Here is a 22,929-nt window from a genome sequence, read left to right on the forward strand (position 1 = left end):
GCTATCTGACGACTTGGAATTCTGGCTGATGCTAAAGGCACAACAATAAATAACGTCTGGGGCGACCAAGGTGCCGTACTTGAACAACGCATGCAAGATTTTTTATCTAAACGGCAGCTATCTAAGACTAGCAACTTAAACGTCAGTCATCTCAACAGCGAAGCACTTGTGGACACACTAACTAACCAGGTCGGATCAGGCCAGTAGTTGGATGGTAGTCAAGCGCCGCGACAAACGCAAGCCTTTGGCAATTGACAATAGATAAAGGTCACCGCAACCTTGGCACAGCCAACACGAAGGAATGCTCATGCCCACGGATATTTCGCTCCCCATTGCCACCTCTGCCACTGAGGCAGACAGCGGTGCACCGCAGCGCTTCGCCGCTATAGACCTGGGCTCAAACAGCTTTCACCTACTGGTGGCCAACTACCAACATGAACGCCTACAGGTGGTGGCTCGTCTGGGTGAAAAGGTGCAGCTCGCCGCGGGTTTAGACGATGACGGCATGCTCAGCGAAGAGGCGATGCAGCGTGCGTTGGACTGCCTGGGCCGCTTTGCGCCGTTTTTAAACGACATTACCGATGCCAATTTGCGCATTGTGGGCACTAACGCGCTGCGCGATGCCGATAATAGCCAAGCGTTTATCGAGCGTGCTGAGGCACAGCTAGGTCACGCTATCGAAATTATTGCTGGCCGCGAAGAAGCCCGACTGATTTATTTAGGTGCCGCCCATGCGCTTGCCGAAAATGGCCGCCGATTAATTATCGATATTGGTGGCGGTTCGACAGAATTTATCATTGGCGAAGCCTTTGAGCCCAAAGCGCTGGAAAGCCTGCGCATGGGCTGCGTGACCTTTTCTCGACGCTTCTTCCCCGACGGCGAATTAAACGAGAAACGCATGCGCCGCGCCGAGCTTGCCGCCCTTTCGGAGCTTGCCAATATTCAGCGTTCTTACCAGCGCCTAGGCTGGGACGACCCGGTCGGTTCAAGCGGCACAATCAAGGCCGCCGCTAGCGTGCTGCATGCTCATGGCGATACGCCCCACGAGGGCGTTATCACGCGTGACGGTTTGAAAAAGCTGCGCGAACGGCTGCTAAAGTGCAAACAGTTGGATAAAGTCGCGCTGAATGGCTTAAAAGCTGACCGCGCCAAAGTGTTCCCGGCGGGCATTGCCATTCTTGGCGCAATTTTCGAAGCCTTTGATTTAACCCAGATGCGCTTTGCCGATGGCGCTCTGCGCGAAGGCGTTCTCTACGATATGGCTGGGCGCAATACCGCAGAAGACTCCCGCTCGAAAAGCCTGAAATCGCTGCAGCGTACCTATGATGTTGATACCCGCCAAGGCTTTAACGTCGCCGACACCGCCGAACATTTGTTTAATCAGGTACGCCATGCCTGGTCGCTAAACCTTGATCAAGGGCGCTATTTGCAATGGGCTAGCCACGTGCACGAAATCGGCCTGGCGATCTCCCACAGCCAGTTTCACCGCCACGGTGCCTACTTGCTGGAGCATTCCGACCTTGCCGGTTTTTCACGCCCCGAACAGCGCCAGCTGGCGTTTTTAGTACGCGCCCATCGGCGCAAATTCCCGATCAAGGAGTGGCAGGCTCTGCCCAACGCGCAGCATGCGACCACCCAGAAGCTTGCCAGGCTGCTGCGTTTAGCCGTACTGCTCAACCATTCGCGTCCAGAAACCGCCCCGCCACCACCGGCAATAAGTGCTGACAGCGACAGCTTAACGATCACGCTGCCAGCTAGTGATGAACCCACCCTGCTGGGTACTGACTTGGAGCAGGAGCAGGCGTTTATGGAAGCTGCCGGTTTTAAGTTGGTGATTAAGCAGGCGGCGTCAGGCGGGTAAAAAGGACGCCCGCTGCTTGCCATAGCAGTTGTGCAGGCGGGCGAACCACCCCAATGCACGCCTCAGCCTGCATGATGACCACCAGCCGCTCGCGCTCCCAGGGCGGCATATCAATCTCTTGTAACAGCCGCTTGAGATCGCGCCGCCCTCGTTTGGGCAGTTGAATCACTTCCCCGCCTTGTCGCCAGGTGGCCCTGAGCACTTGGGAGTGCTGATGAGAGTGCTGATGAGACGGCTTTTGCAATGACGCCACTTGCCAACCTAGCGGCCCGATGGGTGTCTCCAGCGGCGCTTGACCATCCCAGCTCGCCTCCCAAAGCGGTAGCGGTTCAAACGGAGCCATCAGATAAAGCCGTTGGCGCCAAAGGCGCGCCTGAGCGCCCGGCCACTCAACGCACACCTCAGCATCCGCTTTCACCGTCAGTTGATCCAACAGGCTCTCTAGGCGCTTCTGCGGGGGAGTAGGTAAGCCCTGCTGCTGACAAAGGGTGCGCACCAGCAACCGCTGTCGCGAGCGGGATCGCTGCCTAAGCGCGCTCGCATCTAGCTGCCCTCCACCGGTGGCAAGCGCTACTAACTCGGCTTGTAAGTACTCGCTAAGTACAGCATCTGCTTCACTGGCGTGGACAGCGCTGTTCGCGAAAGCAACGTCGGCGGCGGGCCAGCGCTCGCGCAGCGCAGGCAATATCCGGTGACGCAGCCGATTACGATCAAAGCGAATATCTTGATTGGTGGGATCTTCACACCAACTCAACTCAAACAGACCGGCCGCGGCTTCAAGTTCAGCTCGACGCACGGTGAGCCATGGACGCACCAAGGTAATGCCCTGGGCCTCGCGCCGAAAAGGCATGCCTGCTAGGCCACGTAGTCCGCTGCCGCGCAGGGCGGCAAGTAGAAAGGTTTCTGCCTGATCGTCTTGATGTTGGGCCAGCCACAGCGTATCACCGGCAGGAAGGGTGGCATGAAGCGCGGCGTAGCGGGCGTTACGGGCAGCACCTTCGACGCCCTCGCCTTGGGCATCCACCGCCACATTAACCACCGTTAGCGGAACGTTTAATCGCTCGCAGAGCGTTTTACATTGCTTTTCGAATGTCTCTGCCGCCGCCTGGAGGCCGTGGTTAATGTGGATGGCCCGCAAAGGGCGGTCTGTTTGTTCGCAGACCTGTGCGGCTGACGCGAGTAGCAGGCAGGAGTCCAGACCGCCGGAGAGTGCCACCCAAATAGAGCGCCCCGGCGGGGTTTCCGCCAGGGCGTCTTCAAGCAAGCCTTGCAGTAAATTACGCGGCTGGGGCGCCATAGCTCATTAAACGCTTGTAGCGACGCTCTAACAGCGCGTCGGTGTCCATCGCCTGCAACCGTTCCAGGCTAGCGGTAAGCGCCTCCTTGACCCGTTCTGCGGTGGTCAGCGGGTGGCGGTGAGAGCCACCCAGCGGTTCTTTGATCAGCGAGTCGACGAAACCCAGCTCTTTCAGTCGCTCGGCGGTAATGCCCATGGCCTGAGCGGCGTCAGAGGCTTTGGTGGCGCTCTTCCACAGAATCGAGGCGCAGCCTTCTGGCGAGATCACCGAGTAGGTGGAGTACTGCAGCATTTGTAGCTCGTCGCAGACGCCAATGGCCAGCGCGCCGCCGGAGCCGCCCTCGCCCACTACCGTCGAGATAATCGGTGTTTTGAGCCGTGACATAACAGCCAGGTTGTAAGCGATAGCTTCAGACTGTCCGCGCTCTTCCGCGTCGATGCCGGGGTAAGCGCCGGGGGTGTCGATAAAGGTCAGAATCGGCATTTTAAAGCGTTCGGCCATTTCCATCAGGCGGCACGCTTTGCGGTAGCCTTCTGGGCGCGGCATGCCGAAGTTACGGCGTACTTTCTCTTTTACATCGCGGCCTTTTTGGTGGCCAATGACCATCACCGGTGCATCGTTCAACCTTGCGATGCCACCGACAAGCGCAGCATCATCGGCGAAGTTGCGATCGCCGTGAAGCTCGTCAAAGTCGGTGAAGATGTATTCGAGGTAATCCAGCGTGTAGGGCCGCTGGGGGTGCCGTGAAATCTGCGAAACCTGCCAGGGAGTCAAATCCTTGAAGATCGATTCCGTCAGCTTGCGGCTTTTCTCTTCCAGCCGAGCAATCTCGTCAGAAAGGTTCACTTGGCTATCGGAGCTAACTAAGCGCAGCTCCTCAATTTTTGCCTGAAGTTCGGCAATCGGCTGTTCAAAATCGAGATAATTAGGATTCATCGGCGTTGCCTATAAAAAATAGCCTGATCAAAATGAGCATTGATAAGTAATTAGAGAATAAGCGCATTATCGCACCCTGACCCAGCCACGCAAGTTGGGCTGCCTTTAACGATAACGGAGTTGCACACCTGCCTGGCCCTGGACATCTCGCAGTGCCAGCAGTAAATCGTCACTAGGCGCCACTTTCCACTCATCGGCAAGTTCGAGCCAAGCAACCGCTGCTGGGTGGCGGTACTGCAGGCGTACCGGCAAACCTTCCTCGTCTCGGTACGGCGTCAGGCTGTCGCGCAGGGTTTCAATTAAGCGGCCATTGATCTGCCCCGCATCCAGCGCCAGCTCCACTGCCTGACCATAGCGAATGCGCGCCGTCACCATCGGCGTGACGTCTTTGCCGCGCAGACGCAGGCCGCCGGAAAATTCGTCGCTGGAGACCTCGCCCTCGACGATCAACACCTGATCGGCCTCAATCTGACCGCGCAACTGCTCAAATAACTCCCCAAACAGCGAGGCCTCAATACGTCCGGTGCGGTCATCCAGGGTGATAAACGCCATGGTATCGCCGCGCTTGGACTTCATGGTGCGCACGCCGACCACCAGCCCGGCCACCCGTTGGGGGTCGCGCGAAGGTTTCAGATCGCTGATCCGGGTCGACACAAAACGCTTTAACTCCCGCTCGTATTCATCAATCGGATGACCGGTAAGATAAAGCCCCAGGGTATCTTTCTCTCCCGAGAGCCGTTCGCGATCAGTCCATTCACGGGCGCCAAGGTACTCAGCGTAAACGTTGCTGTCTCCCTCTTCGGCTTCGGCAAACGCATCACCAAACATATCCAGCATGCCTAGATTCTGATTGGCATGATTCTGCGCAGCGGCTTTTAGAGCGTCTTCCATTGCGGCAAACAGCACCGCGCGATTGGGACCGATGGTATCCAGCGCGCCGGAGCGAATCAGCGCTTCAAGGGTGCGCTTATTCATCCGCTTGGGATCGATACGGCGGCAGAAATCGAAGATATCCTTGAACGGGCCGTCGGCCTCTCGGGCTTCAACAATGGCGCCAATCGGGCCTTCGCCCACGCCACGAATCGCGCCTAGCCCGTAGACCACTCGAGCATCGGTATCGACGGTGAATTTGTAGCCACCAACGTTGACGTTCGGTGGCGTCACGGTGAGTTTGAGGTTGCGACACTCCTCAATCAGCGGCACCACTTTATCCAGGTTGTCCATTTCGGTGGACATAACCGCGGCCATAAAGGGCCCCGGATAGTGGGCTTTCAGCCACGCGGTTTGGTAAGAGACCAGCGCGTAGGCGGCCGAGTGCGATTTGTTAAAACCGTAACCGGCGAATTTTTCTACCAGGTCGAAGATGTTACCGGCCAGGTCTTTATCGATCCCGTTGGCGGCACACCCCTCCATAAAGCCATCGCGCTGCTTGGCCATCTCTTCGGGTTTTTTCTTACCCATGGCACGGCGCAGCATATCCGCTTGGCCGAGACTGTAACCTGCCATGACCTGAGCGATCTGCATGACCTGCTCTTGGTAGAGAATAATGCCGTAGGTAGGCGCCAGTACCGGTTTCAGCAGCTCATGCTGGTAATCCGGGTGGGGGTAAGAGACTTCGGCCCGGCCATGCTTACGGTTGATAAAGTCATCGACCATACCCGACTGCAAGGGGCCTGGGCGGAACAGCGCCACCAGAGCGATCATGTCGTCCAGGGAATCGGGCAGCAGGCGCTTGATTAGCTCTTTCATGCCGCGGGATTCGAGCTGGAAGACCGCCGTGGTTTCAGCGCGCTTGAGCATCTCAAAGGTCGGTGCATCATCCAGCGGAATGCTCTCAATTTCGAGCGGCCCCTGGCCGTTAACACTGCGCACTTTATCGACCATCTCCAGCGCCCAGTCGATAATCGTCAGCGTCCTCAGACCCAGAAAGTCAAATTTGACCAGGCCCGCCTCTTCGATGTCATTTTTATCGAACTGAACCACCAGACCTGAGCCATCTTCATCACACAGCAATGGCGAGAAGTCAGTCAGTTTAGTCGGCGCAATAACAACACCACCCGCGTGCTTACCGGTGCCGCGAGTGGTGCCCTCTAGCTTGAGCGCCATCTCCCAGATCTCTTCGGCCTCTTCATCGTTGCCGATAAACTCTTTGAGCGCTGGCTCCTGCTCAATCGCCTTGGCCAGGGTCATGCCCACTTCAAAAGGGATCAGCTTGGAGAGCTTGTCGCCCAGCGAGTAGGGCCGCCCCTGTGCGCGAGCGACGTCACGCACTACGGCTTTAGCGGCCATGGTGCCAAACGTAACGATCTGGGAGACCGCATTACGCCCGTAGCGCTCGGCCACGTATTCAATGACTTTATCGCGCTTCTCCATACAGAAGTCGACGTCAAAGTCGGGCATCGAGACACGTTCAGGGTTAAGAAAGCGCTCGAACAGCAGGTCGTAGCCAATCGGATCCAGATCGGTGATTTTTTGCGCGTAGGCCACCAGTGAACCGGCACCGGAACCGCGCCCGGGGCCCACTGGAACACTGTTGTCCTTGGCCCACTGGATAAAGTCCATCACGATAAGAAAGTAGCCAGGGAACCCCATCTGGATAATAACGTTGAGCTCGAACTCCAGCCGGTCGCGGTAGCGCTGGTCGATTGCCTGATACTCTTCGCTGTCACGGGGGTAGCGCTCTGCGGGAAACAGAAAATCCAGCCGCTCGGTTAAACCGTCGTGGGAGACCTTGCGGAAGAACTCGTCCTGGGTCATACCTTCAGGAATGCCGAACTCGGGCAGGAAAATCTCGCCCAGGCGCACATCGACGCTGCAGCGCTCGGCGATCATCACGCTGTTTTCCAGCGCTTCGGGAATATCGGCGAACAGTGCCGCCATCTCGTCGGGGCTTTTTAGGTACTGCTCTTCGGTATAGCGGCGCTCACGGCGAGGGTCATCCAGCGCTTTGCCTTCGCCAATGGCCACGCGGGTTTCGTGGGCCCAATAATCTTCGCGCTCAAGAAAGCGCACGTCGTTGGTCGCCACCACAGGCGTGCCTGTCTCAATGGCCAGCTTGACGCTGGCGTGAACGCAGGCCTCTTCCAGCGGGCGCCCGGTACGAATCAGCTCCAGGTAGAAGCGTTCGGGGAATGCCGCCTGCCACTCTTGCAGCAGCACCCGGGCGTCCTGTTCGTGATCCGACAGTAAATGGCGGCCAATCTCACCTTCCCGCGCGCCGGAAAGCGCAATCAAGCCTTCGCTCTGTTCCAGCACCCACTGTTTATCGAGAATCGCACGCCCCTGACGTTGACCATGCGTCCAGCCTTTCGAGATCAACTCGGTCAGGTTGCGATAGCCAATATCGTTCATCGCCAGCAGCGTTAGCCGGTAAGGGTGGGACTCATCATGGGGATTTTGCAGCCATAAATCGCTGCCAATAATCGGTTTCAACCCCGCCCCCTGGGCAGCCTTGTAAAACTTTACCAGGCCAAACAGGTTGGTTTCATCGGTCAAGGCCAGCGCCGGCATCGCCCGTTCAGCCGTGGTGCTGACCAGCGATTTTAGCTTCACTAAGCCATCGACCAGGGAGTATTCACTGTGCAAACGTAAATGAACGAACGGAACCGTCATGGGACTCTCAGCAAAACGCTAGAAGAAGAAAAAGTACGTTAAAGCAGCGCCAGCTGACGCTGCACTGGCGCAAAGCTACGCCGATGTTCGGCCAGTGGCCCGTGAGCTGCAAGCGCCGCCAAATGCTCTTTGGTTGGGTAGCCCTTATGGCGCGCAAAACCATACTCAGGATAGCACTCATCCAGGGCAACCATCTGAGCATCGCGAGCGACTTTAGCTAAAATTGAGGCGGCGGCAATAGCGCAGTGACGTGAATCCCCCTTTACAACGGCCTGACCGGGCAATGGATGCCCAGGTAATTTATTGCCATCGACGAGTAGATATTCCGCCGCCGGTGCCAGCGCATCAACCGCCCGACGCATGGCTAAATGGGTGGCGTGGTAAATATTCAGCGCATCCACTTCGGCCGCGCTGGCTTCTGCCACAGCAAAGGCTAACGCCCGCTCACGAATCTGACTATCCAGCGCTTCTCGCTTGCGTGCAGTGAGTTTTTTAGAGTCGGTAAGACCGACAATGGGCTGAGCGGGGTCAAGAATCACCGCCGCGGCTACCACGCTGCCGATCAGCGGCCCACGCCCTACCTCATCAACTCCTGCCAGTCGCTCGCCGCTATAGGCAACCTCAAGGCTAGGAAAATCCTTATGCCCAATAGACCATTGCTTACTCGCCCAATGCTCAATCGACATACACTTCCTCCAACGGCTGACCCGCGGCCAACAGGCTAATCGCCTCGGCGGCGCGATGGCTGGCGTTACGCTGGAGCGAAGCGTGCATCTCGGCAAAGCGGGTTTCCAAGGCATGGCGGCTTGTCTCGTCCGCCAGCATGGCGCTGAGCAGGTCAGTAATTGCCTCCGGTGAGGCGGCGTCTTGGATCAGTTCGGGCACCAGCGTTTCTTGGGCAATCAAGTTTGGCAATGAGACCCACTGGGTTTTCACCATTCGCTTGGCCAGCCAGTGGGTGGCCGGGGCCATCTTGTAAGCCACCAGCATGCTGCGATGGCACAGCATGGCTTCCAGCGCGGCGGTGCCAGAGGCCAGCAGTACGATATCGCTGGCTACCATCGCCTCACGGGCCTGACCATCGAGCAGCGTCGTGCACTCGGCCAATTGCGGGTAGTTGGCCAGCAGCGCGTTAATTTCATGGCGGCGATCAGCGGTGGCCGCAGGAATAACCACGTGGAGCGCGGGGTGAAGCTGGCAGAGCTGTTGGGCGGCAGCAAGAAAGGTGTCGCCCAAAAAACGAATTTCATTGGCCCGGGAACCGGGCAACAGCGCCAACACCTGGCGATCAGGTGCCAGTTCCAGCGCTTGGCGCGTGGCAACACGGTCATTTTCCAGCGCCATTTCGTCGGCCAGGGGATGGCCCACAAAGGCGACAGGCACCCGGTGTTCACGATAGAAGGCAGCTTCAAACGGCAGCAGTGTCAGTATACCGTCGACCGACTTGGCGATGCCCTTCACCCGCCCCTGGCGCCACGCCCATACAGAAGGACTCACGTAGTGGGCGGTGGTAATGCCCGCTTCGCGGAGCTGGCGCTCCAAGCCTAAATTGAAGTCCGGCGCATCGATACCCAGCATAATATCCGGCTGCCAGGCCAACGCTTCGGCTTTTAGGGTGCGCCGCACGCGGATCAGTTCGGGGAGGTGCTTGAGCACTTCAACCAGCCCCATTACCGCGAGGGTCTCTAACGGAAAGCGACTCTCCATGCCCTCCGCCTGCATGCGTGGCCCGCCGATACCACGAAATTCGACGTCGGGGTGGCGTGCTTTGAGTTCACGCATCAGCCCAGCGCCAAGAATATCGCCGGAGAGTTCTCCGGCCACGAGGTAGACGCGGTGCAGGGTCATCATTGCAGGGTCACAGATGGCTTAACATGGGTTAGCGGGTGATGCCGCGGGTCGAACGCTCAATGGAGGCGGCAAAATGTTCGACTTCGGGTAGTTCAAAGCGGCTACGCATTTCGGCAAGCGCCTGTTCAGTGGTCAGCCCTTGGCGATAGACCATCTTATAGGCGGCGGTTAAAGCATTAATCGCTTCACGGCTAAAGCCTCGTCGCTTTAAGCCCACTAGATTCAGGCCACGCGCTTCGGCAGGGTTGCCATTAATCATGATATAGGCGGGCGTGTCTTTGGTGATAATCGAGCCACCACCGGCCATGGCGTGGTCGCCAAAATGGCAGAACTGATGGACCGCCGCCAAGCCGCCCAGAATGGCATGATCGCCAACCGTCACATGACCCGCCAGGGTGACCTGATTGGCCAGAATACAGTCGTTACCAATTACGCAGTCATGACCAACATGCACATAGGCCATAAACAGGTTGCGCGAACCAATGGTGGTTTCACTGCGATCCTGAACGGTGCCGCGGTGAATGGTGGCGCCTTCGCGGATGACGTTATCGTCGCCCATGACTAAACGCGTAGGTTCGCCTGCGTATTTTTTATCCTGGCAATCTTCGCCTACCGAGGCAAACTGAAAGATACGCGTGCGCTCACCCAGTGTGGTGGGGCCTTTAACCACCACATGAGGGCCAATCACTGAGCCTGCGCCGATCGTGACGTCGCGACCAATGATGCTAAAAGGGCCAACCTCAACGTCGTCGGCAAGGTGCGCCGTCGGGTCGACCAGTGCAGTAGGATGTATCAAGCCACCTTCCTCTCGGCACAAATAATTTCCGCTTCGCAGGCCAGCTCACCGTCAACCGTGGCTCGGCATGCAAATTTCCAAATACCGCGCTTACCTTTAATCACGTCGGCCTGTAAAGTGAGCTTGTCACCCGGCATTACCGGGCGTTTAAAACGCACTTTGTCACTGCCGACCAGGTAGTAGACATAGCCATCAGCCGGTAGTTTATTGACCGTTTTAAAGCCGAGAATACCGCATACCTGGGCCAATGCCTCAATCACCAGCACGCCGGGCATAATCGGGTGATGCGGAAAATGGCCGTTAAAAAACGGCTCATTGATGCTGACATTCTTGTACGCAACGATGGATTCACCGATGGCTAGTTCCGTTACTCGATCCACCAGCAAAAAAGGGTAGCGGTGGGGCAAGTACTCGCGAATTTCATTGATATCCATAACCATCGTAGCGACCTCTAAAATAACAAAACACCTGATGTACTCCTGAAGAGCGTCAGGCAAATACCAGCACGTCCGCTGATTAAAAGGCTGGGATTATACCCCGCGGCCATCTAAGCTCAAAACAGCAGCGGGTAAATTTCATTCAGCACTTATTAATCACGTTGCTTCTTTTCCAACCGTGCCAATCGCTTAGCGATATCATCAAGCTGTTTAAAACGCACCGCGTTTTTACGCCATTGGGTATTGGCCATGGCGCCAGTACCAGAGGAATAGACCCCCGGCTCATGGATTGAGTTAGTCACTAAGCTCATACCCGTTACCTGAACACCATCGCAGATGGTCAGATGGCCAGACAAACCCACGCCGCCACCCAGCATGCAGTGCTTGCCTACTTTGGTAGAGCCTGCAATACCCACACAGCCCGCTAAGGCGCTGTGGTCGCCAATGATGACGTTATGGGCAATTTGTACCTGACTATCAATTTTGACGTCATCTCCAATCACCGTATCGCCCAGCGCGCCACGATCAATGCTGGAGCAACTGCCCACTTCCACGTCATCACCCAATACAACGCCACCTAACTGGGCAATTTTATGCCACCCAGCACCGTCGTGGGCAAAGCCAAAGCCGTCGCCGCCAATCACACAGCCGCTTTGCAGAACTGCCCGTTTGCCAACCACCACGCCGTGACACACAGTGACATTGGCATGCAGACGCGTTGCATCACCAATAATGCTATCGGCCCCCACCACACTCCCTGCTCCAATCACTACGCGGTCACCCAGCACCACACCCGCTTCAATCACAGCATGCGCTTGAATGCAGACATCGGCGCCTAGCTTAGCGTCTTCCGCCACTACCGCCGTGGGATGAATACCGACGACGTCGCGGGCAGGCAATGGGTCAAACAGCTGCGATAACTTGGCATAGCCCAAGTAAGGGTTATCGATTTCCAGACGCGCTACCGGGCAGTGTTTACCATGCTCAGGATGCAACAATACCGCTGCAGCCTTGGTCGACGCCAAATCTTTCAGATAGGCGCGATTGGCCAGGAAAGCGACTTGATCCGGCCGCGCCTCTTTTAGCGTCGCCAAGCCACGTATCGGCTGCTGGGCATTACCGCTAACGGCAATGCCCAATTGGCGCGCAATGTCTGCGAGGGTTAGGTGATGAGAAGCGTGCGTCATGGGAGCCCAGGGAAGCTTTGGTGTGACCAGGCCACACCATTCATCGTTTAAATTTAGTTCAAGGTATCAAAAATCTGTGTGACTTCGTCGGTCACATTAGGCAGATCCACCCCGGAGTGCAGTACGCCCTGGGGCTCAACCAGTACATCAATACCGTGACGTTCCAGCACCTGTGCGACGGCTTGTTCCAATTTTGGTTCAGCGCTTTCTAAAAACTGTTGCTCAGAGCGCTGCTGGGCCTGAATAACTTCCCGGCGGAGCTGCTCAAAACGACCGCCCTTTTCTTGTAGTTCGCTAATCAGCGTCTCACGCTGAGACTGGGCCATGGTCTCGCCTTCGTTCTGCAAGCGCTGCTGTAATTGCTGTAACTCATTACCCAGGTTCTGCGCTTCACGCTGCTGATTGCCGATCTGTCCTTCCAGGCTGCTCATTGAGGCCTGGGCGGATTGGGTATTCATCAATGCTGCTCGCCAGTCCAACACGGCTACTTCTGCCGCGTGAGCGGGCAAAATCATCGCGCCCAACAGGCATACCACCGCTGTTAGTCTACGCATCCTATTATCTCCTTAGGTCACGCTAGCGCGCGCCGCCATGGCACGCGGTCTAGCAAAATTAGAACGATTGGCCGAGTGAGAACTGGAAGAACTGGGTGTCGTCACCGCTCTCATCGTTCAATGGTTCAGCAACGCTGAAGGTCAGCGGGCCCACCGGTGTTAGCCAAGAAAGGCCGATACCGGCACTGTAGCGCAAATCGCCTAGATCAACGCCGGAGTTACACTGCTGGCGCCCTGCGTCTTCCGCGAGCACATCGTAGCAAGAGGTCAGGAAGGTATTACCACCATCCAGAAACAGCGATGTTTGCAGCGCGCGCTGATCTTCAACAAAGGGCAGCGGGAAGATGATCTCGGCGCTACCTTCTATTGAAACGTTACCTCCCAGGGTACGGTCACGACCGCCCTCTGTTGCTGGCGTAGTGCGCTGCCCAAGCGTATTGGAGGTGAAACCACGCACTGAGCCAAGACCGCCCGCATAGAAGTTTTCATAGAAGGGGAATGGATCGCTGCCGCCCAGCGTATCGGCATAGCCGACGTTGCCCGTAAATTTGAACGCCCAGGACTCGTCATCGTTAATCGGGAAGAGTTGTTGAGCTCGCGCGCGCAGCTTGTAGTACTCCGAATCACTGCCCGGCACGCCAGTTTCCAGTGATAAGCGCTGATAGTTGCCATCGGTCGGCATAATACCGCGGTTAAGATTATTGCGTGTCCAGCTAGCGGTCAGCTTCAAACTTTGCGCATCTTCGCCTTGATCTTCCACATAGCGACGAATTTCTGAGGCCGTGTCGAAGTAGGTTTTCACCGTCAGGTCTTCAACGCTGGCACCGAAGTTAAGCCGCGACAGCTCACTGACGGGGTAACCGAAGTTGATACCGGCACCGTAGGCGTCCGTCGAGAAGGTCGAAATATCCGAATCGGCATAGTCAGTTTCGCGGTAGAACAGATTATAACCGCGAGAAATCCCATCCAGCGTCCAGTAGGGGTCAGTGAAGCCAAAGTTCACACTGGTAAAGGTGTCGCTGCGCTGAGCACCCACATTGACCCGGTTACCCGTACCCAAGAAGTTGTTTTGCGACAAGCCAACGCCGTAAATAACACCGGCACTCTGGGAGAAACCAACGCTCGCAGAGACTGAACCAGAGGGCTGCTCTTCGACATTATAAGTAACGTCGAGTAAATCTGGTTCGCCAGGCACAGGCTGGGTATCTACCTCTACTTGGCTAAAGAAGCCTAGTCGTTCAAGACGCTGACGCGATTGAGTAATAGCTTCGGTGGAAGCCGGTGCGCCCTCCAACTGGATCATTTCACGACGTAGTACTTCATCTTGAGTTGTCGTATTACCGTAGAACTCGATACGACGTACGTAGGCGCGTTCACCAGGATTGACAGCAATGACCAGATCGACCGTTTCGCCATCTTCTGCCATTTCAGGTACGCCCTGAATATCAGCAAAGGCGAAACCCTCAGCACCTAAACGTTGGCGTAGCGCTTCCGTAGAGTTATTGACATCACCGCGAGAGAAAATCTCCCCCTCTTTGACGGTGAGCAGTTGGCGGGCTTCATTTTCACTGATCTGTAAATCACCCGCGAAACGAATATTGCCAACCCGATACTGGGTACCCTCATCGACATTGAGGGTAATAAAGATCTCGGATTTTTCCGGGCCGATTGACACCTGGGTCGACGTCACATCGAAGTTGACGTAGCCGCGATCCAAGTAGAACGAGCGCAGCCGCTCAATATCGCCTGACAGTGCTTCACGGGAGTACTCGTCGCTAGAGAACCAGCCAAAAATCCGCCCAGGCCGATCATTTAGCTCAAACACACCTCGCAGCGTTTCATCATCGAAGGCTTCGTTACCAACGATATTGATCTGGCGAATCTTAGCCACTTCACCTTCGTTAATATTGATATTGACCTGCACCCGGCCCTCATCAACCTCTTCAACTTCGGTATTGATACTGGCGCTGTAGCGGCCCTGGGACTGATAAACGCCTTCCAGTTCACGCTGAATTTCTTCCAGCGTGGAGAGTTCCAGTACCTGGCCTTCTGAGAGCCCTGATTCCCGCAAACCATTGCGCAAATCTTCTTCGGATATCTGATCGTTGCCACTGATCTGTAGCCGCGCAATGGTGGGACGCTCGACGACCTGAATAACCAGTACATCACCTTCGCGTGCCAGGGAGACATCGTCAAAGAGCCCTGTGGCAAATAAGTCACGGGCAGCGGCGGCCAACTGCGCCTCGCTGACGCGCTCATTGGCACTCACCGGAAATGCATTGAAGACCGAGGCGGCAGATACCCGCTGCAGTCCTTCCACTCGAATGTCAGAAACATCAAAGGATTGTGCTTGGGCGCCGCTGGCGCCTGCCAGCAAGAGTGCCGCCATTCCAAGGGTCTTGATTTTCATGCAGTCAATTCGCTCGCGTTGGTCTGCCTATCATTCCAGAAAGGCACCATATACATTTGTGCAGGCAGATGACAAGGCATCCTGCGCGCTACACGCGTCATTACCACAGGCGCATCAGATCAAAATAGAGGGCCATCAACATCAGGGTGCCGACCATGGCAAGCCCAATGCGTAATCCTACAGCTTGGGTTTTCTCAGATACTGGTCGTCCACGCACGACCTCCATAAAATAATAGAGCAAGTGGCCACCATCGAGCACCGGGATAGGTAGTAAGTTCAGCACCCCAAGGCTGATAGAAAGATACGCTAGAAAACCAATAAACGCTTCCATCCCAGCACGGGCTGAATCACCAGAAACTTGCGCAATGGTAATCGGCCCAGACAAATTGGAAGGCGAGATAAGCCCCACAAACATTTTGCGTATGGCATCTAAGGTTAAAAGCGTCATCGCCCCAGTGCGCGAAACAGCTTGGCCTATCGCTTCGATCGGACCATAGCGAATTTCACGCTGAAACTCTTCCGGCCATTCAATTTGTTCTGCCCCAGCGCCGATATAGCCAATTTCAACCCCAGTTTCCAAGCGGTTACGCCCAGGGGTTAAATCAACACTTGTCTGCTCGCCGTTACGTTCATAGGTGAGCTGCAGCGTTTCACCTGGACTACTTCGCACCATGTTGACGAAGTGCATCCAATCATCCACTGGTTCGCCATTAACCGCCACCATCCTATCACCAGCTTCTAGGCCTGCTTGTTCTGCAGCCTCCCCATTCACTACTTGGCCTAAAACAGCCGGGAATTCCGGCTGCCATGGGGTAATGCCTAGTGTTTGCAGCGGCTGTGGTGGGTCTTGACGAACCAAATAATCCGTCACCGATAACCCAAATCGCTGCGGGTCGCTCGCGCCTTCAGGGCGGGCGTCGATATCCAACTCTCCGCTGAAGCCAATAATCGACACCAGCTTTAGATTAACATCTTCCCAAGAGCGCATCTCATCGCCTTGAATGGCGACAATTTCATCACCATTGGCAAGTCCGGCCTCGGCAGCTGGAGAGTCAGGTGCAACGCTGCCCACCATCGGCGACACCACCGTGGTACCCGCCACAAACAGCGCCCAGTAAGCCACTATTGCCAGTAAGAAGTTGGCGATAGGGCCCGCTGCTACAATCGCAATGCGTTGCCAAACGGTCTTGCGGTTAAACGCCTGGTCAAGCTGCTCTTCCGGCACCGGTGCCTCACGCTCATCGAGCATTTTGACATAGCCGCCCAGGGGAATAGCGGCTATGGCAAACTCAGTGCCCTGGCGATCAACCCGCGACCATAGCGGCTTGCCAAAGCCCACCGAAAAGCGCAGCACTTTGACGCCACAGCGCCTTGCCACCCAAAAGTGACCAAACTCATGGAACGTAACTAACAGGCCCAACACCACAATGACCGCTAAAATGTTCTGTATTAGGCCCACACTCACTCCTTAACGCCCCGCACTCGCGACCAGCTCAGCGAATGCTTAAGCGGATCACCTTGTTATCAGTTCAAACGCCTGCTGCCGCGCCCATTGATCGGTTGCCAATACGCTGTCCAGGCTGTCTACCTGGCCCTGATAGGGCCGCGATAGAACGTCGGCCACCAGCTGCCCAATTGCGGTAAAACCAAGCTGACGCTGTAGAAAGGCGTCTACCGCGACTTCATTGGCTGCGTTAAGCACAACAGGTGCCATGCCGCCCTGCCGCATCGCTTCACGAGCCAGCCCTAAACAGGGAAAGCGGATTTCATCGGGCGCTTCAAAATCAAGCCGTGCCACCTGAAAAAGATCCAGTGTTTCAACCCCGGCGTCAATTCGCTCTGGCCACGCTAGCCCGTAGGCGATGGGGATGCGCATATCAGGATTGCCTAACTGTGCAATCACCGAACCATCTTGATACGCCGCCATGGAGTGAATCACGCTTTGCGGGTGCACCACCACCTGGATCTGTTCGGGCGTAGCATCAAACAGCCAGCAGGCTTCAATAAGCTCGAGTCCTTTATTCATCAGCGTGGCGCTATCCACCGATATTTTACGCCCCATTGACCAGTTGGGGTGAGCACAGGCCTGCTCGGGAGTGACATTGTTGATATCAGCTTGGCTCCAGGTACGAAACGGCCCCCCAGAGGCTGTTAGCAGCAGCTGACGGACGCCGTGCTTGGCAAGTCCGCCGCGATGCTCCGCAGGTAGACACTGGTAAATAGCATTATGTTCGGAATCAATCGGCAGTAATATCGCCCCCGACCGGGAAACAGCCTCCATAAAGAGTGCGCCACTCATCACCAATGCTTCTTTATTGGCCAGTAGTACGCGCTTACCCGCTTCAGCAGCCGCTAGCGCAGGCAGCAAGCCCGCTGCGCCGACAATCGCCGCCATCACGCAGTCGACACTCGCGTCCCGGGCAACCTCACACAGTGCCTGCGGGCCTGCGCTCACTTCGGTTGCCTGGCCAGCCCGCTTAAGCGCTTGGCGTAGCCAAGCGGCATCGGCTTCACCATCAAGTACCGCAACCGCAGGCCGATGCGCTAAGCACTGCGCCAACAAGGCCTCTTTAGAGGTGTGCGCAGTCAACGCATGGACGCTATAGCGGTCGGGGTGGCGACCAATCACGTCCAGCGTGCTAGTGCCGACGGAGCCTGTCGACCCCAGTACCGTCACACGTTGTAGTGATGATTGGCTCATAGCGGCGGCACCTTGGCAAATAGCTCAACAAGCACTTCCACATAGAACAGCGCAAATAGCGGGATCGCTGCGGTAAGACTGTCAATGCGATCCATCACCCCACCGTGGCCAGGAAGCAGTTGGCTTGAGTCTTTGATATTACGGTAGCGCTTGAGCATGCTTTCCAGCAGATCCCCTAGCACAGAGGCCAAGGTAACCACGGCGGTGATCAGTATCAGGGTGATACCGCCAACCAGATCCAGCGGTAGCCACAGCGCAAACAGGATAGCCAGGATAGCCGTCGCCACTAAGCCACCGAACACGCCCTCCCATGATTTGCCTGGGCTCACGTGGGGGGCCAATTTGCGCTTACCCCAGTTACGCCCCACAAAGTAGGCGCCAATATCCGCACTCCAGACCAGCAGCAGCACAAACAGCAGCCACGCCATACCAATATCACGCAGAACGTTAAACCCCACCCAGCAGGGCAACAGCACCCACAGGCCCATCGCCAAGCGCCGCCCAGTGGCCTGCCACTGCTCACCAGCAGCGGGGTAACGGGTTACCCAGTAGAGATTCATCAGCCAGCCAGCGGCGGCCAGCCAAAGCGGCCATATCGCCGTGGCAGCGCCAGTTAGCCACATCGCCAGCATCAGTGCGGCCATCACGGCCACTAGCTGGGCACGCTGCACCGTGCGGGAAACACCCGCCAGATTAGCCCACTCCCAGGTAGCAAGCAGCACCATCAGCGCTGTAAATAACGCAAAAGCGCCGCCGTCTAAACCAAACAGGCCAACTAACACCAGGGGTGCTAGCCAGGCTGCGGTGATAATCCGCTGTTTAAGCACCCTGCGCCTCTATTTGTTCGTCCGTCATGCCAAAGCGACGACGGCGCTGACAAAAGTCGTTTAATGCCGCGTCAAAAGCTTCCGCACCGAAATCGGGCCACAGCAGTGGGGAAAAATGCAGCTCGGCATAGGCCAACTGCCAAAGCATAAAGTTGGACAACCGCTGTTCACCGCTAGTACGTATACACAGATCCACCGGTGGCACGTCATCAATCCCCATCGCTTGATCGAAGCAGACTTCATCGATGGCATCAGGGGCCAACTCCCCCGCGGCTACCTGCTCGGCTAAGCTGCGCGCCGCCCGTGCGATATCCCATTGTCCACCGTAGTTGGCAGCAATCACCAGGTGCATACCGGTATTGCCTGCCGTTAACGCTTCAGCACGCTGAATATGCTTTTGGATGGCATGGGAAAAGCCCCGCTGCTCGCCAATGATCGAGAGACGTACATTTCGTTCATTGAGCTTTTTGACTTCACGCTTAAGCGCCATCAAAAACAGCTCCATCAGCGCGTTGACCTCTGCGGCTGGACGTTTCCAGTTTTCGCTGGAGAAGGCGAACAGGCTGAGCGTTTGCACCTCACGCTCGGCGGCCCGCTGAATTACCGCACGCACAGTTTCCACTCCGGCCCGGTGCCCGCGCACACCTGAGAGCCCACGCGCGCGCGCCCAGCGATTATTGCCATCCATAATAATGGCAACATGAGACGGCGGGGCCTCCCCGGCCAGTGAAAGCGCACAGGCGTCGTCCGGCTGTTGTTCAGGGAGCTGCGGAGACGTCATGGATTCTCGCACCAAAGATCAGTCATAAAAAAACCAGCCAGAGTGTGGCAAAACGGGCAGCCAAAGCTGCCCGCGGCTGCATAAAGCACAGGTTTATACCTGCATGAGATCCTGCTCTTTTGCTGTCAGCGCTTTATCGATCTCAGCGATGTACTTATCGGTCAGCTTTTGAATCGCATCTTCGCCTTCACGCTGATCGTCTTCAGTGATCGCTTTATCTTTCAATAATGACTTGAAATCACCATTAGCATCGCGGCGAACATTGCGCACAGCAACGCGGGCATTTTCAGCTTCGCTACGCGCCTGTTTGATGTAGCCTTTGCGGGTCTCTTCGGTGAGCATCGGCATCGGCACTCGGATCACGTTGCCTGCACTGGCCGGGTTCAATCCAAGATCAGAGGTCATGATGGCCTTTTCAATTTTCTGCACCATGCCTTGCTCCCACGGCGCAATCGTCAGCGTGCGGGCGTCCTCAACGTTGACTGATGCCACTTGGCTAAGCGGTACCTGGCTGCCGTAATAGTCCACGGTAACGGCGTCTAAAATGCTCGGGTGAGCACGACCGGTACGAATTTTATTGAAGTTGCTATGCAGCGCCTCAACGCTTTTATTCATGCGCGAATCGGCATCTTTCTTAATATCGTTGATCACGTCATTACCCTCTGTATATCAGCGTGCCTTCCTTGCCCCCTACGACCATATTCAGTAGGGCACCAGGCTTATTCATATCAAATACCCGCACTGGCATATTATGGTCACGTACCAGGCAGATAGCGGTCAAATCCATAACGCCCAATTTTTGATCCAGAGCGTCGTCATAAGAGAGTTGGTCGTACTTCACCGCATCTGGATGTTTTACCGGGTCTTTATTGTAGACGCCATCAACTTTGGTCGCTTTAATCACCACGTCGGCGTCTACTTCAATTCCGCGTAAACAAGCGGCTGAATCAGTGGTGAAGAAGGGGTTGCCTGTGCCCGCTGAGAACAGCACAACATCCCCTGAAGTTAAGTAGCGAATGGCGGTACGTCGGTCATAATGCTCTACTACGCCGCTCATCGGAATGGCCGACATCACCCGCGAGCGGATATTGGAACGCTCCAGAGCGTCACGCATGGCGAGTGCATTCATCACGGTGGCCAGCATGCCCATATGGTCACCGGTGACACGATCCATGCCAGCCTCATTAAGCGCCGCACCGCGGAACAGATTACCCCCACCAATTACGATGCCAATTTGCACCCCAATACCAACGAGCTGGCCGATCTCCAGCGCCATACGGTCAAGTACCTTAGGATCAATACCAAAATCGTGCTCCCCCATTAACGCTTCGCCAGACAGCTTGAGCAAAATACGTTTGTATTTTGACTTGGTACCCGTGGCTTTGCTGGGTGCTACATGGGGGGTAGGCTCTTGAACATCACTCGACATGGCATCTCTCCTGAGGCAGACCTGAAAACAGGCAGGCGGGGCAGCCCCTTGGTATAAAACCAGTGTGTAAACCGGCTACATTAGGGCCGATTATACTAGCATTATTTATACAGGGGCCGGATACGCGAAGGCGTGCGCTCGCGCGCACGCCATCTTTTTTCTGAAACCTCTGACCTCAGCGACGGCCAGCCTGTTCCATAACTTCTTTAGCAAAGTCGACTTCTTCTTTCTCGATACCTTCGCCAACTTCAAAACGCGTAAAGCCCACCACTTCGCCGCCTGCTGCTTTGACGAACTCAGCGACCGTCTGGTTGGGGTCTTTAACAAACGGCTGCTCGGTCAGGCTGTTTTCTGCCAAATACTTTTTCAAGCGGCCCTGAACCATTTTCTCCGCGATCTGCTCTGGCTTACCGGCCATATCCGGCTGCGCCAGAATAATCGCTTTTTCCTGATCCAACTGCTCTTGGGGCATATCGGCAGGATGAGCGACAGCAGGATTAATTGCCGCCACGTGCATGGCTACGTCTTTCGCGGCTTCTGAAGTGCCGCCCTTCAGTACGGTCAGAACGCCAATACGGCCACCGTGTACGTATTCACCAACCAAACCGCCGTCAGCAGCATTAACTACAACGGCACGACGCACGCCGATATTCTCACCGATTTTCTGAACCAACTGCTCGCGGGCAGTCTCCAGCTCACCGGCCATCACAGCGGCGACATCTTCACTTTTCGCGGCAAAGAAAGCACCGGCGATTTTGTCGGCGAAAGCGATAAAGTTGTCGTCACGAGCAACAAAATCGGTCTCGGAGTTGATTTCAACCATTACGCCGTAGCTGCCATCTTCTGCTACACGCGTAACTACTACACCTTCTGCGGCGATACGATCGGCTTTCTTCGCCGCTTTTAGGCCGGAGCTTTTACGCAGGTTTTCAATCGCAACTTCGATATCACCGTCGGTTTCGGTGAGTGCTTTTTTACACTCCATCATGCCGAGACCGGTACGTTCGCGAAGTTCCTTGACCTGAGAGGCGCTGATAGCTGCCATAAGAATTCACCTCTGAAATGGTTCTATGAGAGTTAGACGCAACACAGAGTATAGGCATGATAAATGACCATCATGTATCACGCTGCACTATGTCTCTCTGTATTACGGGGCCGGTACTGAGTGCCGGCAAATTCGTCCGCTCAGACAGTTCATCTGTAGCGGGAAAAAGGGGGCATAGCCCCCTTTATCTTGATGCGGCACACCTACTCACCGCACCCACTGCTGTGATTACTCGGCGGCAGTGTTATCTTCAGCTGCAGCGGCCTCTTCGGTCACTTCAACGAACTCTTCAGCGTTGGCTTCTTTCGCACGACCACAGGCATCCGCAATCGCTTTTACGTAGATCTGGATGGCGCGGATAGAGTCATCGTTGCCGGGGATTACGTAGTCAACGCCATCGGGGTTGGAGTTAGTATCCACCACGCCGATAACCGGGATACCCAGTTTGTTGGCTTCGTTGATCGCGATGCGCTCATGGTCAACGTCGATCACGAACAGTGCGTCCGGTAGGCCGCCCATGTTCTTGATACCGCCGATAGAACGCTCAAGCTTGTCCTGCTCACGAGTCGCCATCAAGACTTCTTTCTTGGTCAGCTTCTCGAACGTGCCGTCTTCGCGCATGGTTTCAAGATCACGCAGACGCTTAATGGACTGACGGATGGTCTTGAAGTTAGTCAACATGCCGCCCAACCAGCGGTGGTTGACGAAATGCTGACCGGCACGGTTAGCTTCTTCTTTAATTACCTTGCTAGCGCTGCGCTTGGTGCCAACAAACAAAATTTTGTTGTTGGATGCCGCCATCTTCTCGACCACATCGATCGCTTCGTTCAGCGCCGGAAGGGTGTGTTCAAGGTTGATGATGTGAATCTTGTTGCGCGCGCCGAAGATAAATTTGCTCATCTTCGGGTTCCAGTACTTGGTCTGGTGACCGAAGTGAGCGCCTGCTTTAAGCAGGTCACGCATATTAACGTGAGACATGGTAAAACTCCTAAAACTCGGGTTAGGCCTCCACGCACCCCATGGATCCGACCGTTGACGACGTTAGACGCTGCCAGCGGCACCCGGGACCATGTGCCGGTGCATGTGTGTTTTTAAGGCTTGGTCGTTAAGTAGTACGCCCCTTAGTGGCACACTACAGATTCATCGCCCCGCCCTTTGGCGTGCTACCCAGCCAACAAAGAAGCTCGGAATCACGATTGCAGGA

Annotated in this window: 19 protein-coding genes; 1 reads left to right on the forward strand and 18 read right to left on the reverse strand. The window is 55.9% G+C overall.

What is annotated here, in order from left to right:
- The first annotated feature begins 307 nt into the window (after window positions 1–307).
- Entirely contained in the window at window positions 308–1,861 is a 1,554-nt protein-coding gene (gene ppx / locus A6R74_RS18670) for an exopolyphosphatase (protein WP_064235973.1), read from the forward strand.
- Here the strand turns inward: ppx and tilS are convergent.
- From tilS to rpsB, 18 genes are all read right to left on the reverse strand, one after another.
- A complete protein-coding gene (tilS, locus tag A6R74_RS18675) occupies window positions 1,836–3,158 on the reverse strand; it encodes a tRNA lysidine(34) synthetase TilS (protein WP_064235974.1) in 1,323 nt (440 codons plus the stop codon). The two genes, ppx and tilS, sit on opposite strands and share 26 nt — an antisense overlap.
- Entirely contained in the window at window positions 3,139–4,095 is a 957-nt protein-coding gene (locus A6R74_RS18680; RefSeq protein ID WP_064235975.1) for an acetyl-CoA carboxylase carboxyltransferase subunit alpha, read from the reverse strand. The genes tilS and A6R74_RS18680 overlap by 20 nt, the downstream gene beginning before the upstream one ends.
- A gap of 105 nt (window positions 4,096–4,200) precedes the next feature.
- On the reverse strand, window positions 4,201–7,707 hold the full coding sequence (dnaE, locus tag A6R74_RS18685; RefSeq protein ID WP_064235976.1) for a DNA polymerase III subunit alpha: 3,507 nt from the start codon (window positions 7,705–7,707) through the stop codon (window positions 4,201–4,203).
- A gap of 38 nt (window positions 7,708–7,745) precedes the next feature.
- On the reverse strand, window positions 7,746–8,393 hold the full coding sequence (gene rnhB / locus A6R74_RS18690) for a ribonuclease HII (protein ID WP_064235977.1): 648 nt from the start codon (window positions 8,391–8,393) through the stop codon (window positions 7,746–7,748).
- On the reverse strand, window positions 8,383–9,555 hold the full coding sequence (gene lpxB, locus A6R74_RS18695) for a lipid-A-disaccharide synthase (protein WP_064236091.1): 1,173 nt from the start codon (window positions 9,553–9,555) through the stop codon (window positions 8,383–8,385). Before lpxB ends, rnhB begins: the two co-directional genes overlap by 11 nt.
- Before the next feature lie 31 nt (window positions 9,556–9,586).
- Window positions 9,587–10,354 carry an acyl-ACP--UDP-N-acetylglucosamine O-acyltransferase gene (gene lpxA / locus A6R74_RS18700; RefSeq protein ID WP_064235978.1) on the reverse strand — a complete coding sequence of 256 codons (768 nt, stop codon included), beginning with the start codon at window positions 10,352–10,354 and terminating at the stop codon, window positions 9,587–9,589.
- A complete protein-coding gene (gene fabZ, locus A6R74_RS18705; RefSeq protein WP_064235979.1) occupies window positions 10,351–10,794 on the reverse strand; it encodes a 3-hydroxyacyl-ACP dehydratase FabZ in 444 nt (147 codons plus the stop codon). The genes lpxA and fabZ overlap by 4 nt, the downstream gene beginning before the upstream one ends.
- A gap of 149 nt (window positions 10,795–10,943) precedes the next feature.
- Entirely contained in the window at window positions 10,944–11,978 is a 1,035-nt protein-coding gene (gene lpxD / locus A6R74_RS18710) for a UDP-3-O-(3-hydroxymyristoyl)glucosamine N-acyltransferase (RefSeq protein WP_064235980.1), read from the reverse strand.
- 53 nt (window positions 11,979–12,031) lie between these two features.
- A complete protein-coding gene (locus A6R74_RS18715) occupies window positions 12,032–12,532 on the reverse strand; it encodes an OmpH family outer membrane protein (protein WP_064235981.1) in 501 nt (166 codons plus the stop codon).
- A 58-nt stretch (window positions 12,533–12,590) separates the two neighbouring features.
- A complete protein-coding gene (gene bamA / locus A6R74_RS18720; protein ID WP_373557066.1) occupies window positions 12,591–14,942 on the reverse strand; it encodes an outer membrane protein assembly factor BamA in 2,352 nt (783 codons plus the stop codon).
- 100 nt (window positions 14,943–15,042) lie between these two features.
- Entirely contained in the window at window positions 15,043–16,401 is a 1,359-nt protein-coding gene (rseP, locus tag A6R74_RS18725) for a sigma E protease regulator RseP (protein ID WP_064235982.1), read from the reverse strand.
- A 54-nt stretch (window positions 16,402–16,455) separates the two neighbouring features.
- Window positions 16,456–17,643 (reverse strand): 1-deoxy-D-xylulose-5-phosphate reductoisomerase, encoded by a 1,188-nt coding sequence (ispC, locus tag A6R74_RS18730; protein ID WP_064235983.1) that lies wholly within the window; start codon window positions 17,641–17,643, stop codon window positions 16,456–16,458.
- On the reverse strand, window positions 17,640–18,470 hold the full coding sequence (locus tag A6R74_RS18735) for a phosphatidate cytidylyltransferase (protein WP_064235984.1): 831 nt from the start codon (window positions 18,468–18,470) through the stop codon (window positions 17,640–17,642). The genes ispC and A6R74_RS18735 overlap by 4 nt, the downstream gene beginning before the upstream one ends.
- Window positions 18,463–19,251: a polyprenyl diphosphate synthase gene (gene uppS, locus A6R74_RS18740; RefSeq protein ID WP_064235985.1), complete on the reverse strand. Its 789-nt coding sequence runs from the start codon at window positions 19,249–19,251 to the stop codon at window positions 18,463–18,465. The genes A6R74_RS18735 and uppS overlap by 8 nt, the downstream gene beginning before the upstream one ends.
- A gap of 93 nt (window positions 19,252–19,344) precedes the next feature.
- Window positions 19,345–19,902, reverse strand: a complete 558-nt coding sequence (gene frr, locus A6R74_RS18745; protein ID WP_064235986.1) for a ribosome recycling factor — start codon at window positions 19,900–19,902, stop codon at window positions 19,345–19,347.
- A gap of 4 nt (window positions 19,903–19,906) precedes the next feature.
- Window positions 19,907–20,680 (reverse strand): UMP kinase, encoded by a 774-nt coding sequence (pyrH, locus tag A6R74_RS18750; RefSeq protein WP_064235987.1) that lies wholly within the window; start codon window positions 20,678–20,680, stop codon window positions 19,907–19,909.
- A gap of 175 nt (window positions 20,681–20,855) precedes the next feature.
- Complete coding sequence (tsf, locus tag A6R74_RS18755) at window positions 20,856–21,725, reverse strand: translation elongation factor Ts (protein ID WP_064235988.1); 870 nt, start codon at window positions 21,723–21,725, stop codon at window positions 20,856–20,858.
- 228 nt (window positions 21,726–21,953) lie between these two features.
- Window positions 21,954–22,703, reverse strand: coding sequence for a 30S ribosomal protein S2 (gene rpsB / locus A6R74_RS18760; protein ID WP_064235989.1), 750 nt, complete (start codon window positions 22,701–22,703; stop codon window positions 21,954–21,956).
- Between the last annotated feature and the right edge of the window lie 226 nt (window positions 22,704–22,929).

The sequence above is a fragment of the Halomonas sp. ALS9 genome (assembly GCF_001651035.1).
Classification (GTDB): domain Bacteria; phylum Pseudomonadota; class Gammaproteobacteria; order Pseudomonadales; family Halomonadaceae; genus Vreelandella.